This is a genomic window from Nocardioides sp. NPDC051685 (assembly GCF_044453405.1).
Classification (GTDB): Bacteria; Actinomycetota; Actinomycetes; order Propionibacteriales; family Nocardioidaceae; genus Nocardioides.
Window position 1 is genome coordinate 57,252 of record NZ_JBITCR010000001.1, and the last position, 16,358, is coordinate 73,609.

General features: G+C 63.1%; 12 protein-coding genes. 4 read left to right on the top strand and 8 right to left on the bottom strand.

The features are described 5' to 3' along the window. Nucleotides 1–529: 529 nt before the first annotated feature. From ACIA03_RS00270 to ACIA03_RS00290, 5 genes are all read right to left on the bottom strand, one after another. Nucleotides 530–1,462: a cyclase family protein gene (locus ACIA03_RS00270; RefSeq protein WP_396978102.1), complete on the bottom strand. Its 933-nt coding sequence runs from the start codon at nucleotides 1,460–1,462 to the stop codon at nucleotides 530–532. Between the two features lie 135 nt (nucleotides 1,463–1,597). After that, nucleotides 1,598–2,326 carry an SDR family NAD(P)-dependent oxidoreductase gene (locus ACIA03_RS00275; RefSeq protein ID WP_396978104.1) on the bottom strand — a complete coding sequence of 243 codons (729 nt, stop codon included), beginning with the start codon at nucleotides 2,324–2,326 and terminating at the stop codon, nucleotides 1,598–1,600. 189 nt (nucleotides 2,327–2,515) lie between these two features. Next, nucleotides 2,516–3,682 (bottom strand): CaiB/BaiF CoA transferase family protein, encoded by a 1,167-nt coding sequence (locus tag ACIA03_RS00280; protein WP_396978107.1) that lies wholly within the window; start codon nucleotides 3,680–3,682, stop codon nucleotides 2,516–2,518. Nucleotides 3,683–3,754: 72 nt separating this feature from the next. Then, nucleotides 3,755–4,930 (bottom strand): flavin reductase family protein, encoded by a 1,176-nt coding sequence (locus ACIA03_RS00285; protein ID WP_396978109.1) that lies wholly within the window; start codon nucleotides 4,928–4,930, stop codon nucleotides 3,755–3,757. A gap of 43 nt (nucleotides 4,931–4,973) precedes the next feature. Beyond that, nucleotides 4,974–6,881, bottom strand: coding sequence for a flavin-containing monooxygenase (locus tag ACIA03_RS00290; protein ID WP_396978112.1), 1,908 nt, complete (start codon nucleotides 6,879–6,881; stop codon nucleotides 4,974–4,976). A 242-nt stretch (nucleotides 6,882–7,123) separates the two neighbouring features. Between ACIA03_RS00290 and ACIA03_RS00295 the strand changes: the two genes are divergently transcribed. Then, a complete protein-coding gene (locus ACIA03_RS00295) occupies nucleotides 7,124–7,723 on the top strand; it encodes an NAD-dependent epimerase/dehydratase family protein (protein WP_396978115.1) in 600 nt (199 codons plus the stop codon). Between the two features lie 796 nt (nucleotides 7,724–8,519). Here the strand turns inward: ACIA03_RS00295 and ACIA03_RS00300 are convergent. The 3 genes from ACIA03_RS00300 to ACIA03_RS00310 all read right to left on the bottom strand — a co-directional run bounded on the left by ACIA03_RS00300 (nucleotide 8,520) and on the right by ACIA03_RS00310 (nucleotide 11,439). Beyond that, nucleotides 8,520–8,714: a hypothetical protein gene (locus ACIA03_RS00300; protein ID WP_396978117.1), complete on the bottom strand. Its 195-nt coding sequence runs from the start codon at nucleotides 8,712–8,714 to the stop codon at nucleotides 8,520–8,522. A gap of 97 nt (nucleotides 8,715–8,811) precedes the next feature. Beyond that, nucleotides 8,812–10,152: an NtaA/DmoA family FMN-dependent monooxygenase gene (locus ACIA03_RS00305; RefSeq protein WP_396978119.1), complete on the bottom strand. Its 1,341-nt coding sequence runs from the start codon at nucleotides 10,150–10,152 to the stop codon at nucleotides 8,812–8,814. A gap of 48 nt (nucleotides 10,153–10,200) precedes the next feature. Next, nucleotides 10,201–11,439 (bottom strand): CaiB/BaiF CoA transferase family protein, encoded by a 1,239-nt coding sequence (locus tag ACIA03_RS00310; RefSeq protein ID WP_396978121.1) that lies wholly within the window; start codon nucleotides 11,437–11,439, stop codon nucleotides 10,201–10,203. A 909-nt stretch (nucleotides 11,440–12,348) separates the two neighbouring features. Here ACIA03_RS00310 and ACIA03_RS00315 point away from each other — a divergent pair. The 3 genes from ACIA03_RS00315 to ACIA03_RS00325 are packed head-to-tail and all read left to right on the top strand — an operon-like array spanning nucleotide 12,349 to nucleotide 15,994. After that, the gene (locus ACIA03_RS00315) at nucleotides 12,349–13,188 is read left to right on the top strand and encodes an alpha/beta fold hydrolase (RefSeq protein ID WP_396978124.1); all 840 of its coding nucleotides are present in this window, start codon (nucleotides 12,349–12,351) and stop codon (nucleotides 13,186–13,188) included. Nucleotides 13,189–13,214: 26 nt separating this feature from the next. Beyond that, nucleotides 13,215–15,047, top strand: coding sequence for a bifunctional 3-(3-hydroxy-phenyl)propionate/3-hydroxycinnamic acid hydroxylase (locus ACIA03_RS00320; protein ID WP_396978127.1), 1,833 nt, complete (start codon nucleotides 13,215–13,217; stop codon nucleotides 15,045–15,047). Continuing rightward, nucleotides 15,044–15,994 (top strand): 3-carboxyethylcatechol 2,3-dioxygenase, encoded by a 951-nt coding sequence (locus ACIA03_RS00325; protein ID WP_396978129.1) that lies wholly within the window; start codon nucleotides 15,044–15,046, stop codon nucleotides 15,992–15,994. Before ACIA03_RS00320 ends, ACIA03_RS00325 begins: the two co-directional genes overlap by 4 nt. The last annotated feature ends 364 nt before the right edge of the window (nucleotides 15,995–16,358 follow it).

Here is a 16,358-nt window from a genome sequence, read left to right on the forward strand (position 1 = left end):
TCCAACGGATCCACTTCCTGCGAGCAAGGACGGATCTTCGTCGCCATTCATCGCTGATGTACACATGACGGGTCGCACACGGCATCTCCACACTGCACTCACCATCGGCACCCGGAATGTTGCTCGAATACCCAAACTCATGAGCGTCTCGCCATCCGCCGCGGTCAACTCATGCTCGCCTCCACCAGCGTCGATATGCAGAGGCACGAGCAGTGATGCTCCAAGGCGAACGAACTGAGCTTCGACAGCCCACCCAAGGCGCGGGTGCGCTTTGAACCACTCCGTCCGTCTCCAATACTGATCGCCATTTGTTCATATATTGCAACAATCTTAAGTAGGCCGCGGCGCTCTGTCAAGAGCGCCGCAAACACCCACACGCGTTAAGTGTCGCCAGAGCTGGCTCTCTGGACGATCGCAACCCAGACTGGTCCGAGCCCTGCCGCCTTCAATCCCAGGCACCTCACAGGAACAGGCAATCTGGCGAATCCAGGTGCCCGGGATGCTCCGCTTCCCTACAGTCGCCGGCGAATCAGAAAACCGCGATCGGGTTGACAGGTGAAGATGTACCCCGTTCCAGTACGAGCGGCGATACGAAGATCATGAACTCATCCTGGCCCTGCTCGAGACACGCCACGGCCAGCGGCTCAGTGAGTGCGTTGTCGAGAATGGCCAGGCCGAAAGCATGGATCGCGCCATGGATGGTCCAGGTGACGTCATATCCGAATGGCTTCGCGTCGAGCATGTCCCAGACCAAGACACCGACATCATACTTGCGCAAGAATGGAAGGCACGATGCGTGCAGACCCGGAGCCTCACTGATGCCTTCCGCGTTGTTGTAATGTCCATATGGTCGATCTGGGTTCGCCTCCTGCCAGGCTTCCCGCCCGCAATTCACCACGAGCGCATCGCCTGGCCGCAGCTCGATTTCGCGCTCCACGAGGATGGCTTCGAGCTCCCATCCATGCACCGGCTCGTTCTGGGCAACGAAAGCACTGCCGCGGTGGCGGGGGACGTCGAGCATCACGCCGCGGGTCACGATTCCGTCAGACCAGGCGTCAATGGCCCCGAAGTTCGCGCCCCCGATCTCGATCGTTTCTTCCGGGTCTCGGCCGTTGTAGATGCCATTCTCGTCCCACACGTGACACAGGGCATCGAGGTGTGTGGTGGCGTGACCGTGGCTTTGCACGCCAAGAAAATCGCCGGCATGACCACCGCGGCGAATCGGACTCCTCGTCCAAAACTGTACTGCCGGCTGCGGGTTCCTCGGTCCCGGCACCGTCGCCAACGGCCGCCCCAGCGAAACGGTTCGACCGGTGCGCACCAGTTGGGCGGCTTCTACGCGCTTCCGTGCGGTGATCAGGTTGATCGTTCCACGCTGGTCGTCTCTTCCCCAACGGCCCCAGTTGCTGAGTTCGGTGAGATATCCGCGCACCTCATCGGGGCTCGGCAGTTCTGATGTCATACGTTGACTCCCTTGCGATTGTGTGAGGTCAATCGCCGATCGAACCCGAATCGGCAAATGTCTCTGCGAAACCTCGGTGCACCGCAGGGGTCGGCACGCCGCGCGACGGCACTCCTCAGCATGGGTGGGTCCGGCTCATCTTGCTGTGAGACCGCCGTCCGCGACGATCACCGTACCCGTGACGAACGAAGATTCGTCGGAAGCGAGAAATGCAATGACAGAGCCGATCTCCTCCGGCCGACCCCACCGACGCATCGGAACACGGAGCTTCTCGTTGATCAGCTGCTGGCTCTCCTCCTCGCTGGAGAAGAACGGCCTCGTCATCTGAGTAAGTATGTAGCCGGGAGCCACCGCGTTCGACCTCACGTTATCGCCGGCGTGGCGCAACGCAATGTCCTTCGTCAATCCAATCACCCCGTGCTTCGAGGGACCATAACCGTCAGCGCCGATAGAACCTGTGATGCCGGCGATCGAGGAGACATTGATGATGCTGCCTCCACCAGACTTGACCATCAGCGGAAGCCCGAATCGAACCCCACGCCAGGCACCGACCAGCAGCATGTCGAGGTTCTTCTCGAAGGCGCGGTCAGTGGCGTTCTGCACCACCACACCGGCTGAGTTGACGAGGATGTCGAGCCGACCGAACCGACGCTCGACCTCCTGAAAGCTTGCCTCGACCGACTCGTCACTCAGAACGTTCGTCGACACGAACACCGATTCGGCCGCGTGCGCTGACAGCTGCTCGGCACACGCCTGACCGCCCGCCTCGTCGAGATCCGCGACGACGACCGTCGCGCCACGCCTCGCGAGTGCTTCGGCTCCTGCCCGGCCCAAACCGTTGGCGCCGCCCGCAGCCCATGCCACTCGACCAACTAGATCCTGCATTTTCGCACCCTTCGTCAAAATACTTGGCTGTGACGCACAGGTTCACGCCGCGAGCTGACCAGCCCACAGTTTGGATAGCCGCAGCGTCATTGCCTGGTGACTTTCTGGACAGTTCGACATGCGAACGCCTCAACGACTATCCGGTCTCTGCACACACCTGCGGCCCGATCAACGCGACCGCACCGCTTGTCCATCCCCGTCGGACGCCGCCACCACCTTCTCATCGACGAGAGCGTCGACATCCAGTCCTAGTGCGTCTAGCACCTCGCGCGTATGAGCGCCCGTCGTGGGCGACGATCCCAAAGGCGGGGGCACCGTGCGATACCCGGCGATTCGCGGCGCTATACCCGGCTGCAACCCACCTGTCTCGCGCAGAATCGTGCCTCGCGCGAGCAGGTGCTCGTTGCTGGCTGCCGTAGATAGCGACTCAACCGCCGCGACGCAGGAATCGCTGCCCCTGAAGTCATCGATCCACTCGTTCAACGACCTGGACCGGATCCGATCAGTGATGGCCCTACGCATCGCCGGCCAGGCAGAGCGGTCATACTGTTTCGCCGGGTCGATGTCGACGCCGCAGACTCGTACGAATTCTGCAAAGAACTTCGGCTCGAGCGGTGCGACCGCGAGGTGTCGGTCGTCCTTGGTGCTGTAGACGGAATAAAATGGAGCGCCGCCGTCCAGGAGGTTGACTCCCCGCTCGTCAACCCAGCGTCCACCGTTCAGCATGGTCAGGGTCCCGGCGATCAGGCTTGCGGCCCCATCCACCATCGCCACGTCGACCACGGTTCCGGTCCCAGTGGCACGGGCCTGCAACAATCCAGCGAGCACGCCGATCACGAGGAACGTGCCGCCGCCACCGAAGTCACCCGCGATGTTCAGCGGCACTTGTGGCGGACCATCCGCCTCACCGATGGCATGAAGCAACCCGGTGACGGCGATGTAGTCCAAGTCGTGGCCCGCCGTCCGCGCATACGGTCCGTCCTGCCCCCACCCGGTCATCCGCGCGTAGACCAGCCGCGGACTCCAGGCGTGAACTACGTCCGGGGCGAGTCCGAGGCGTTCCATCACGCCCGGCCTAAACGGGTCAACAAGCACATCAGCGCTCAGCACAAGTTCGCGCACAACCTCGAGCGCCGCAGGATTCCTGAGGTCGACTGCAACCGAGCGCTTGCCCCTGTTGAGGATGCTCCGCTTCTCGCCGGAGCCGGCTTCTTCTGTCCGCTCGATCCGGATGACGTCCGCGCCAAGATCGGCCAACAGCATCCCCCCGTACGGGCCAGGACCGACGCCACCGAACTCAAGTACTCGCACTCCGCTGAGCACGCCTTCGGTCATGAACTACTGCTCCAATCAGAGACTGCGGGTGCTGGGTTGTTGTGTTCACCAGCCGGCCACCGAAAGCAACGACTACCCCCGAAGGGTCATCGAGGCCTTCGTTGTGATCTCGACCAACCTGTCGCGGGCGGCCTGCACCACAGCAAGCTCCGAATCCGGCTTGAAGCCGCTCACCGACAGGTGAAGGACCGGATCGTCTTCGCCCCGAAGCACCGGGACCTGGATCGAGCGCACCGACCCGACGTTCGTGGAGTCGAGGTCCGGCAAAGCACTCAGCTTCGCGGCCAACTCCCGCCCCGCGTCCTTCAACTGCCGCTCAAAGCGAGGCGTATGGCCGTACTGCGCCATGTCCTCGAGCAACACCGCGATCTCCAGTGTCGGCTCGTTTGCGTACGACACCACGCAGCCCTTCAGGCGGACGTTGTCCAACTGAGCATCCAGGGCACTCCGCTCCTCCGGCGACAGTGTCTGCGGTGACGCGTCATACCAGGCCGTCCGGGTCTCTGACGTCCCCCAAGCGGCGAAGCTCATCCCAAACGGAGGTGAGAACGGAACCACCATTCCAACTCGATCGGCCGGCCCGTCGTAGCCCGTGGTCATGACCACGATCAGCGCGTCCTCTTCTCGTGCGAAGACGCGACATTCGACGCCGAACTCCTGTGAAAGTTGCTCGAGTTCGGGGCGCAGGTCATTCGCGACCGTGACGAACTCGTTCAACCTTCCACGGGTCGCGAGTACAAGTGACCTCAGCGTGAACGTTCCATACCCACCTTCGTAGAACACGAGCGGCGTACCGCGCGACTCGAACTCCAGTTGATGTACGCGGCCGATGACGATGTCATGGTCGCCCGCCTCGTAGACGTCGACGATCTCACAGTCGACCCAGGCGAGCGCGCCATCGATGATTGGCGCACCCGTACCTGGCGCAGGGTGCCAAGGCACATCGGCAAATCGATCCTGACCCTTGGTCGCGAGCTTCTGCCCCACGGCCTCCTGTCCACTGGCCAGGATGTTCGCGCAAAACCTTCCCGTCTCCCGTACCAACGGAAAGGTGGAGGACGAACGGGCTGGAAGAAATGCAACCAAGGGCGGGTCCAACGAAACGGACGTGAATGAACCAACCGTCATTCCGATCGGCAGGCCGTCGTCGACTGATCGCGTCGTGATGGCGACCACGCCGGTGGGCAACTCGCCCAACACGTCGCGAAAATGGCGCGGCGCCACCTGCGTAGCGGGTACCGATGACATGAGACCTCCGTGTGCTCAGAACTCGTCGACGACGTCCATAGCGTCAGAACGGGGCGGTCGGCGCGATGTCCACGCGCTTCCCGAGGACATCGCGCAGATGAGGTGGAACCTCGCCCGAGGATGACTGAGATGCCAACGCCGGGACACTTGCGAACCGCCGATCCTGCTCCTGCCTGGGTGGACGGCGGAAGGAGTCGGGGATGAAACCCGCCAGGTCTGCCTTGATCAGCAGAGCCATCCGCTCAGACTGGGGCCGGGCGCTGTTGATGCCGCCTCCATTGATCCACAGACCGCGTTGCCCGCTCTGGCCCCAGAAACCGCGCCACTCCCCCGTCTCGTCGAGTACGGCGATCTGACCCAGCTTGGCAGCAGCCTCCTCGCCGAACTGGTCAGAAAGTTCGATCACGCGGTTCTCGTAACCCGTCGCGCAGACCAGCAGGTCCGCTTCGACGACGCGGCCGTCTGCCAGTTCCAGACCGTCAGGGACGACCTTGACAATTTGTTCGGCCTGCATAAGTCCAATTTGGCCGGACGCGATCAGTTCTGAAGCACCCTTGTTCAGGTAGTAACCCCCACCCCTGCTCCAATACAGCCCCAGCCAACCCATCCCGTTCGGGCCGTCCCACAACTTCATTCCGGCCTGCTCAAGCCCCCTGAGCATCTCAGCGTCCTTTTGGACCATGAGCTGATGCGACTTACGCGCATTCTCGACCCGCAGTGGGTAGATCCAGCCCATGCCGTACCTGACGTCGACAAGTTCGGTGGGCTGGTTCGGATCGAGGAAGCCAGCGTAGACAAGCTCATTAGCCGTTTCGAGGTTGCTCACGACGATCGGACCACGCTGCACCAGGGTGACATCGACACCGTTTCGGTACAGGTCCTCGGCGACATCGTGCCCGCTCGTCGCGACGCCCAACACCACCGCGCGCTTCGCCTCATAGTCGGCGGCGCGCCGATACTGCTCGGAATGAATGATCGTCCCCTGGAAGTCAGATAGCCCCGGGAGATCCGGGAATCGCAACCTTCCGCCGAAGCCGCCCGTGCAGTGAACAATGTGCTTCGGGCGAAGAACCCGCTCCGCCTGGTCGCCCCGGCGAATCGCCGCCGTCCAGGAGTGGGTCTGCTCATCGTACTGGGCCCCGACGAACTCGGTCGACAACCAGACGTTGAGGTTGAGGTAGCGCTGGTAGAGTTCCAGCCATTCGGCCATCGCGTCCTTGGGGAGGTATTCCGGGTAGTGGCCCGGGAAGTCCAGGAACGGGAAGTCGTTCATCTCGATAGGGTTGTGCAGGAACAACGACTCATAACGCTTACGCCAGTTGTCCCCCACCCGCTCGTTCTTCTCGACGACGAGCGCATCGACCCCAAGGTTCTTTAGATGCGCGGCAGTGATGAGCCCAGCCTGGCCTCCGCCGATGATGAGCACCTCGGGGTCGCGATCTCGATACTCCAGCAGGGCGGCCTGGCGGTCCAGCCAGTTTTCGTCGGGTCGACTCGGCTCGAATCCGATGCCACGCGGATAACGCTCCGAGGGCTCGTGGCCCTTGATGCCCTCAAGCCGAGTGAAGACGGCGAAGACGTCGAACCCATGGGGTGAATTCTCGTTCAGCGAGGCGTGGACGAACGCCGTCGCCAGTCCGTGCTTGGTCTGGAAGTCGGCGAACACCTCCAGCCGTGCCTCTTGCCCTTCACCAACCACGCGCGGCGCCGGCCAACGACGTGACAGTACGAATCCGTGCGGCTGGATTTCGTCTTGCGTGGCCAGCAGGGTTGTGACGACCGCGTCCCGACCGTGATACTGAAGGAAATCCCAGGTCAGAGCACCATTGTCTCGCAGATATGACGGATCGACGAAGAGACCCTCCAGTGAATCTCGATTCTGGGAGCTCAGCGCTTTCTCCAGATCTCTGAGCCAGTGCTCGGCGCCTGCAACGTACTCGTTCTCGCTCACCGTCACGTCCGATGTTCCCTTCGCATTTCGCCGTCCACTAGACCGTGTATGACCCCAGAGGGGCACCTTGCTCTTGCGCAACCTTGCCAACACGCACTCTGACCTACAGCGCAGCGAGCCGGCGGAACACACGCCCAGACGGCTACTGCGGCCCAGGAACTGCCCCGTTGAACCCGATACAAGGGCCAACCAGTTTGTGCAACATGTGTACCACGATGGTTCGCTAATTGCTCACTCTAAATGTGTCGACGATCACCCGTCAAGTGCTCCAGCCCTGCCGCGCCCCGACGGTCGCCAGCGTCGTTCGGAGCCAACAACGCAGCAAGGAGCCGCGGACCCGCCTGCGCCGAACGACCATCACTCAGGTCATCACTTCATATATAGAAGCACCGTGTCTCATATACAGGGCGGTAAGGTGGGATGGAGTTCTTGCCTACCGATCGAAACGAAGCGCCATACGAACCCCGATCGTGGGCGGGACCGGGATGTTCGGCCACCACGTCGCTGATCTGCTCGCATCGAACGGCCACGAGGTGACAATCGGAACGCGCCGCCAGCCCCGCCCGTCGCGGCGTATCCGGTGCTGCTCCGTGATTACGCCGCCGGCGAGTTCACTGAGACCGACTTGGAACCGTTCAACGCGGTCGTGTTCGCTCGACAGCGACACTGCGACCGCCACGAGCACGCTTGTTCGGATCGACCTCCTAGACGACCGCCCAGTCCTGCACAGCTTCGGCAGCTACGCCGACCGCCTCGTCCGTTGCGGAGATGGCATGTGGCGCTTCGTCCGCCGGGTGCCGATGCCGGAAGCATTCAATCCCGACTTGGGCATTGTGCTTTGAGCCGATCATCAGCCGTTTCCGGGTGCCAGCACCTGACTTGGACCGGCCCGAATCGCCGTTTCCCGTCGCGGTGTTCCTGGAACTCCTTAGGATAACGTCGGGGCGATGCGGGCGAGCGCCAGGGTCGGACTGATCCGAGCTAGGGGGTCGCACCTCCGGCTCGGTGAACAGCGTCAGGAAATCGGCGAGATGCGGACGCGGCTGCGGTGATGCGTGCTGTCGTCTCGGTGAACCCATTGACACTACGGTCGGCGATCCACCGAGAGTGTTCCAGATCGAGGACCTCCAAGTCGGACGACAAGGACCTTGGTGTATAAGGTCGAGTTCGAGTCGAGCGTGGTACCTGCCCAGGCACAGGTGCTCGATGACGAAGCGACTCGCGTCCGGAAAGACCCGCTCGTCCCAGTTCGCAGAAGCCAAGAACCGACAACCCAGTCGTTGACACAGATCCACCGGCCATGCCACTCGAAGTCCTCGACACTCGGTCGCGATCCGCAGGCGGTTCTTCGCCGGCGTCGCCCACGTCAACACCTCGTCGACGGCCCCAGGAGAACCATGCCCGGGTCCCCGAGCAGCCTCGCCCGCTGCTCGGGGTGTGTCAGGAGCAGCCACAGGCCCGTCCCCGCCGACCTTGCGCGGCGTCTCGATCCAAGCGGCAATTGCGCCCGCGAACCGACTCTTCAGGTCATGCACGGGGAATCGAGCGTGCTCGGGCCGACGTCATAGGCGACCTCGAGCCGTTCCTCGGGAGTCAAGCGCTTCGGGGTGCGTGGCACGCGGGTGTCCCACCGCGAGCTCAATCTGCGCGGGTTGAGCAGATACTCCTTGATGTCGTCATACCGACCGCCCAGTAGTACTTGCCGTAGCTGGTGTCCTCGGTCCAGTGGATTGGGTCCTCGCGCAGCACTTGGAACGTGGGCTGAGTGTCGCCCTTCGCGTACCAGGTCGGATCGAGAAGCTGGTTGTCGATCTCCGGCCAGTCCCGGCTCATCGCGCCCTCAACTGCCCGTTGCTGAGATCAAGCGGGAATTCGGTAATGTTCTACCGAAGCTCGGACTTCCTCACCACGACATCTCAGATCCGAGAGACTAGTCCGAGCGCTTCGGGAAGCCGAGTCGCTGGCGCAGCGGGCCGGGCTCGTACGACTCCGGCCGCACGAGGCCACGCTTGCGCAGCTCCGGCACGACGAGTCGGCTGAAGTCCTCGAACGCCCCCGGCATGAACGTCGGCAGAAGCACGAAGCCGTCGCATGCGCGGCTCGTGAACCACTCCTCGAGTTGGTCGGCCACCTGGGTCGGGCTGCCGACCATGCGGTATGTACCGCCCCGGGACTGCGACTTGGCAAGGTCATGAACGGTCGCATTCTCACCGAAGTTACGCTTCGCCCGGGCCACCGCGTTAGCGAACAGGCCCTGGCTGCCTGTCACGTCGGCAAGGATCTGATCAAGAATCGGCTCGTCGTGCGGGTACTTCGACAGGTCGACGTTCGCCGACTCGGACAACATGACGAGCTGCTCACCTGGATCGGTGTTGTCGTCGTAGATCTTTTGCTTGAGCAGAGCCAGTTCCTCGGTCTCCCCGACGATCGGCAAGATGGCCGGAAGGAGCCGAGCCGCACCCTCCGGCCGGCCGTGCTCCTCCAGCGAGCGCTGGTGGTTTGCGTAATGCGTGCGTGCACCATCGGCATCCACGGGCGCGGTGAAGACCAGGTCGGCCCAGCGTGCGGCGAACTGTTGACCTCGGCCCGACTGACCCGCCTGCAGCAGCAGTGGCCAGTCCTGCGGCGGCCGGGGCACGGTAAGCGGGCCCTTCGAGGACAGAAACTTGCCGTGGTAGTCGAGTTGGCGGACCTTCGCCGGGTCTGCAAAGGTGCGCGTCTCGCGATCAAGTTGCACGGCTCCGGGGCCCCACGACTCCCACAGCTGCGTAACGATCTCGAGAAACTCATCGGCGCGGTCATAACGCGCGCTCGGATCCATGTAGTCGGTGCCGAAGTTCTCCGCCTCGTCCGAGTTGAGGGAGGTGACGATGTTCCACACCGCTCGCCCCTGGGACATGAAGTCGAGCGTCGCGAACGCACGAGCCACGTGGTAGGGCGCGTAGTAGGTCGTCGAGTAGGTCGCGCCGAGACCGAGCGTCTTCGTGTGCCCAGCGAGCAAGCTCATGATGACCAACGGATCGAGCTTGATCACCCGCGACCCTCGACGCACCGCCTCCGCGGGGCTGTTGCCATACGTCGTAGGCATCGCCAGGCGGTCGTCGATGAACATCGCGTCGAAGCCGCCGCGCTCAAGGGTCCGCGCGACGCCAATGTAATAGTCCGGGTCGAAGATCCGCGCGTCGGTCGCCGGGTGCGTCCATCCTCCCATCGATGCCTGGACTGTCGACGCCGAAACAAACGCGACAAGGGTCATCGTGCGATCAGTCATTTGTTGTCCATTTCTCTCTGTCAAACGAGTGAAGCGTTGAGCCGAGGCCTACTCAGGTGCGTTATCGGAAACCGGCCCATGCAGGCTGGGAACCGGCATAGATTGCGGCGCCTCGATGTCCGCCTGGGTCAGGCCGATCAACCCAAGGATCTCTTCGTTGTGTTCACCCAGTCGGGGTGCCGCGTTCTCGCGGCGCTTCACGTCGTAGGCACCGAACCGCACCGGGTAGCTGGGCATAGTGATGTCCCCCAAGACCGGATGATTCAGCGGGACGACATAGTCGTTGACGCGTGCCTGCGGGTCGCCGAGAACGTCGAGAAAGGTCTGTACCGGGGCGAACATGATGCCCCGCGGCACGAACACGTCATTGGTCCACTCCGCAGCAGTCCTCGTCCGGAAGACCGGGGCGAGCTCATCGTAAAGCTTCTCGAGACCGTCCAGATCAGTCAGGTCGAGTCCGCCGCCGATCAGATCATTTCGACCAATCGCTTCGCAGAATTTCGGCCACGGCCGCGTCCCTGGGTTGGTGCCTACGATCCACTTGCCATCGGCGCACTCGAAGACGCTCAGCATCGGAGACCTCCGCTTGCGGTTGTAGCGGAGATCGGGATTGCGGCCGAGCGCGCCCGCCGAGGCGAGCCAACCGTAGAACAACCACGTTCCAGCGCCGTACAGGGACACGTGGACGTCCGTGCCACCTCCACCACGCATCCGTCCGAGAAGCGCCGTGATAGCGGCATTCGCTGCCATCGTGGCAGTGAGATGATCGACAGTCAGGCTGGGCAGCGGGACCGGACTATCGTCCGCCATCACCCACATGATTCCTGAAGCTGCCTGACCCAGCGTGTCGAACGCCCCGTCGTCGGCCTTTTCGCCCATTGAGCCGAATCCCGTGACATTGATGTGGATCAGGTCCGGGTTCACGACGGCGAGAGTCTCGAAGTCGACGCCGAGCTTGCGCTTGGTCGGTGGTCGCAGATTTGTGATGAAGATGTCCGACACGGCAACCAGTCGCCGGACGACATCTCGGCCGACTTTGGAAGCAACGTCGATGCTTAGGCTCTTCTTGCTGTGGTTGGACAGGTCGAACAAGACGTTCCAGTCGTCGTCGTCGACGTCCTGCGTCCGCAACACCGTCGATCCAAGCCCGGTGCGTTCCGGATCGCGACTGGGCGACTCGATCTTGATGACATCCGCACCAAGGTCACCAAGGATCGCGCCCGCGCCGGGACCAGCATGCCAGACACCGACCTCGACGACCCGAACTCCATCTAACGGCCCGTTCACCCTGTCAACACCACCTGTTTCATAGGTACGCCATTCGCGACGGCCCTCGAGCCCCGGATGTGCGATTCAACCCGGCCGCACGTCACGCGGCGCTACCTCTGCACCCCACTAGGCCGACGCCTACCAAGTTCGACGACGCGAGCCCGGGGTATGGCCGCTCGGGAACGCATCGCTCACGAAGCTACTTGAGCCCGTCGCAGGCCCCTATTGGGCCACAAACATTACCAGTCCTATCATATAGTGAGCACCAGTGTCTATACTATCGAGACGACGCGGGTTTGACGCGACCGGCCCACAGACGGCGGCCCCACCCGGTAGCAGTTCAAGCAGTCGACACTCGACCCGCCCCGATCAGCCCCCGCGCCGCAGGTAAGCCTTGCCGGCTCGAACAAGCGGTCCGCCATCACACAGAGCCATCCACTAGCGAAGCTGCTGCAGGTATTGCACACCTAAGATTCCGCTTCTGAACTCGCACCCTGTGCAAGGACTCATTATTTGAGTAGCATCTGTGCATATGCTGACGCCTGGCGCCTGAACTGGCGCCGTGAAGCTCGCCGCGCAGGCCGAGCAACGCGGCCCGCGAATGGATGGCCGGTCAACCCGGAGGGAGTGATCCATGACTACGACCGCCCCAGGGGGTCCCGCGGCGGACTCGAGCGGCAATCGAAGTAACAAGGCGAGTCCTTGACCGCACCACGGGCACCCGACGTGACCTCGTCCTCGAGATTGCACAGCGGTGGGAAGGCCCACGGGCGCGGGGAACAACAGATCAGAACAACATCCAACACGAGTGAGACGACCAAGATGAGTGAGGCGAAAGTGCAAAGTCAGCCCAGCGGTTCCGGCAGTATGACCGAAGACGAACACGTCTTGAGGCCATACACGAGTGTTTGGTCGGACTTGACTCAGGTGGAGTTCAGCCAGGGATTCATCGACGCGGGGCCGTACCGGACGCGGTACATGCACGCTGGGAGCACACCCGGCGACACCAGCAAGCCGCTGCTGTTGCTGCTCCACGGGACGACCGGCCACGCTGAGGCCTATGTACGCAACCTCGCTGCACACGCTGAGCACTTCAACGTCTACGCCGTCGACTTCATCGGCCACGGGTACTCCACCAAGCCCGAGCACCCGCTGGAAATCGCTCACTACGTAGATCAGGTCCTTGAGCTCATCGCCGCCCTTGGCTACGACTCTGCCTCGTTGAGCGGGGAGTCCCTGGGCGGCTGGGTCGCGGCCCGGCTGGCTCAGCTACGTCCAGACAAGGTCGACAGGCTGGTGCTCAACACCATGGGGGGCACTATGGCCAACCCGGTCGTGATGGAGCAGGTCTACACCCTATCGATGGAGGCAGCTAAAGACCCTAGTTGGGAGCGGGTCAAAGCACGACTGGAATGGCTGATGGCGGACCCCACCATGGTCACCCACGACCTGATCCGCACCCGCCAGATGATCTTCGAGCAGCCCGACTGGCAGATGGCATGCGAGATGAACATGGCCTTGCAGAACCTCGAGATCCGCAAGCGTAACATGCTCTCCGATGACGACCTGCGTGCGATCGACGCTCCGGCCCTGATCATCTGGACGACCAAGGACCCCTCCGGTCCCGTCGAAGAGGGCCGCCGGATCGCCGAGATGATGCCGCACGGCACGCTCGCGGTCATCGCCGATGCCGGGCACTGGCCCCAGTACGAGCAACCCGAGATCTTCAACAAACTCAGCCTCGACTTCCTCCTGGAGAACCGATGAGAACCCCACCTTCGCGGGAACACGCGGTGGATACCGCAAACAAAGGTCCTGACGCGACGGATGGTCGGACGGACGCCGACGTCATCATCGTCGGTGCCGGACCCGCTGGGCTAACGCTGGCAAATCTGTTGGGATTGCGCGGACAGCGGGTGATCGTGCTGGAGGCGCGTAGCGAGTTGATCGACTATCCGCGCGGGGTCGGCCTGGATGATGAGTCGGCGCGCACGATGCAGACCGCCGGGCTGTGGGAGGCGATCAAGCCGCACACCGTTCCTCATCACGTGCTTCGGTTGGTCAACGGACGCGGACAGGTGCTCGCGGTCAACGACCCCAAGACCGAAGAGTTCGGATTCCCCCGCAAACACGGCTTCATCCAACCTCTAGTCGATCGCGAACTCGCAGCTGGGCTGAAAAGGTTTGAAGGCGTCGAGATCCGCTTCGGCCACCGAGCCTCATTGACGCCGGTCGAGCACAGCGACCGCATCGAGGTCACCGTCGACAAGCTCGACTACGGCGACGCAAACGACGACGGCGCAGCCGCGACCCCTCAAGTGATCGAGACGATCGCGCTGCAGGCGAAGTATCTAGTCGCCTGCACGGGCGGCCGCACCGACGAACTGCGGACGTGGATGGGTGCGGAGTTCGTGGGCAAATCCCCTTCCACCCGCTGGCTGGTCATCGACGTCGACAACGACCCACTCGGCACCCCCTCGGTCTATGTTGGGGCCGACCCTCGCCGGCCCTATGTCTCGATCGGCCTACCGCACGGGATTCGACGCTGGGAGTTCATGCTGTTCGAGGACGAGCCCACCGAGCTGGTCGACACCGAAGCATTCATGCATCGGCTGCTCGAGCGCCATGTCCCCGACCCGCGCGCGATCTCGGTAATCGGAAAGCGGGTCTTCACCCACCACGGCCGAATCTCAAGCAAGTTCCGCCACGGCCGCGTCTTCCTCGCCGGGGATGCGGCTCACCTGATGCCTGTCTGGCTTGGCCAGGGCTGGAACTCTGGGATCCGCGACGCCACGAACCTGTCCTGGAAGCTGAGCGCAGTCCTACGCGGTCAGGCCGACCAATCTCTGCTTGACAGCTATCACACCGAGCGATATCAACACGCGTCGGACATGATCGAGGTCAACATGACCGCCGGATCGGTGATCAAACTGGGGCCGGCCGGCGCCAGGATCCGCGACCTGCTGGCTTCAGGGCTGAATCTGCTCCCCTCGGTCAAGAGCTACTTCACAGAACTGCGGTTCAAGCCGATCCCCCGGTTCGGAACCGGAGTCGTTGTCGACCAGGCCACACTGGAGCCCGGACATGCCGACGCGTCCCCGAACGGGTCTTCGGGTGATCACCAGAGTCCGAAAAGGTCGATGCTGGCACCTTTCGTGGACAACCCCGGCAAGCTGTCGCCGGTGGGTCTGCAGTTCATCCAACCCCGGGTGAACACGGCCGTCGACCAAGGCGTCTTGCTCGATGATGTCCTTGGCGATTGGTGGGCCGTGGCAGCTTTCGGCAACAGTCCCGCGCGGCTCCTCGGCGCCGAGGAGCTGGCGTTGGCCGAGCGGCTCGGGTTTCGATTCGTCGCCATCATGCCCGATCCCCAACGCGAGTGGGCCGAGAAGGCTTACGCCGACGACGGTGTGGACGTAACTGTCGTCGGCGACGCTCACGGCAAGCTCAAGGACTGGTTCGACCAACGCGCTTGCGGGGTCGTGTTCTTGCGCCCTGACCGGTTCGTGGCCGCAGCCTGCCTGGCCCAGCAGACACCGCACGCACTGCGTGCCGTGCTCGCTGCCGCTTCCTACAAGAAGCCTCAGACGATTCCGGCGACCGACCCAGAAGGAGCCTTCCGATGAGTCTCGCGTTGGTCACGACCTCGCACAGCCCGCTCCTGGAGTACGCCAAACCCCCAATCGAGGTCGCGGCCGCGGTCACTGAGGCTATCGCCCAGGCGCGTAGCTTTGTGGAGAACTACCAGCCGACCTTGGTCGTCTCCTTCGGACCTGACCACTACAACGGGTTCTTCTATGACCTAATGCCCCCCTTCTGCATTGGCTATGAGGCGATCGGGGTGGGTGACTACGGAACGCCCGCCGGGCAGCTGACTGTAGCCACGGATGTCGCCGAACAGCTCGCACGCTGGGTCGCCACCCATGACCTCGACGTGGCGATCTCACGGCGCATGGAGCTCGACCACGGCGGCATCCAGGCACTCGATCTCCTTCTGGGAGGGATCGACAAGGTTCCCACCATCCCGATCTTCGTCAACAGCGTCGCCGAGCCGTTCGTTCCGATGCGTCGGGTACGCCGCCTGGGAGAAGTGATCGGCGAATTCCTCACTACCGAGCCCTCGCTCGCAAAGGAACGAGTGCTGCTCGTCGGGTCTGGAGGCCTCTCCCATGATCCGCCGGTGCCTCGGTGGGCCACTGCAACCGAGCAGCAACGTGCTCTGCTGCTCGACGGACGCCACCCCACGCCCGAAGCACGACAACGGCGCGAGCAGGGCACCATGGCCGTTGCCCGCGAATTCGCCGCTGGCACCGCAACCATCAAGGACCTCAACCCCACCTGGGACCGGGCCGTGATGGAAATCTTCACATCAGGCGACCTGGCGCTCGCCGACGCCATGACACCTGACCAGATGGCGGCAGACGCCGGCAACTCCTCCCACGAGATCCGCACCTGGCTCGCCGCCTTCAGCGCCCTATCTGCGGCCGGCCCTTACGCCGTCAACTCCACCTTCTACCGTCCCATCAAGGAATACATCGCTGGCTTCGGAATCATCACCGCGCGCCAAGCCTAGGGCTTCTCTTAGACAGTGATGATCCCGTTGATCCAAACCAGGACCTCAGCACCAAAGTTGCACAGTCGCTCCCCCAGCCGAGGCCGAGGTCGGGCGGGCCGTTCGCGCCCCTGTCGCTAAGCGGATCCCTGCGGCAGTCCCATGGTGCCTCTGATCAGGTAGGACGCCGATCAGAGGCACCATCGGCGCGCACAGAGTTCGCAACCTGGCCAGGTCCAGCCAACGCAGATCCCCCGCCGAGGACCAAGTTCCACGCCATCCCGAGTGCGGTCGTCCGAGTTGGGCCAGAGGTGCGAGTCGGTATCCAAAGTCTCCTCGGTAAAGGCGGTTCAGGATCGGCTCGGTCAATCCACGGCGGGACTCA

Excerpts from the sequence above, each read along its gene's own strand:
- ACIA03_RS00300 (WP_396978117.1), bottom strand. The coding sequence starts at position 8,714 with ATGAGCCGGGACTGGCCGGAGATCGACAACCAGCTTCTCGATCCGACC.
- ACIA03_RS00325 (WP_396978129.1), top strand. The coding sequence starts at position 15,044 with ATGAGTCTCGCGTTGGTCACGACCTCGCACAGCCCGCTCCTGGAGTAC.
- ACIA03_RS00270 (WP_396978102.1), bottom strand. The coding sequence starts at position 1,462 with ATGACATCAGAACTGCCGAGCCCCGATGAGGTGCGCGGATATCTCACC.
- ACIA03_RS00285 (WP_396978109.1), bottom strand. The coding sequence starts at position 4,930 with ATGTCATCGGTACCCGCTACGCAGGTGGCGCCGCGCCATTTTCGCGAC.
- ACIA03_RS00280 (WP_396978107.1), bottom strand. The coding sequence starts at position 3,682 with ATGACCGAAGGCGTGCTCAGCGGAGTGCGAGTACTTGAGTTCGGTGGC.
- ACIA03_RS00305 (WP_396978119.1), bottom strand. The coding sequence starts at position 10,152 with ATGACTGATCGCACGATGACCCTTGTCGCGTTTGTTTCGGCGTCGACA.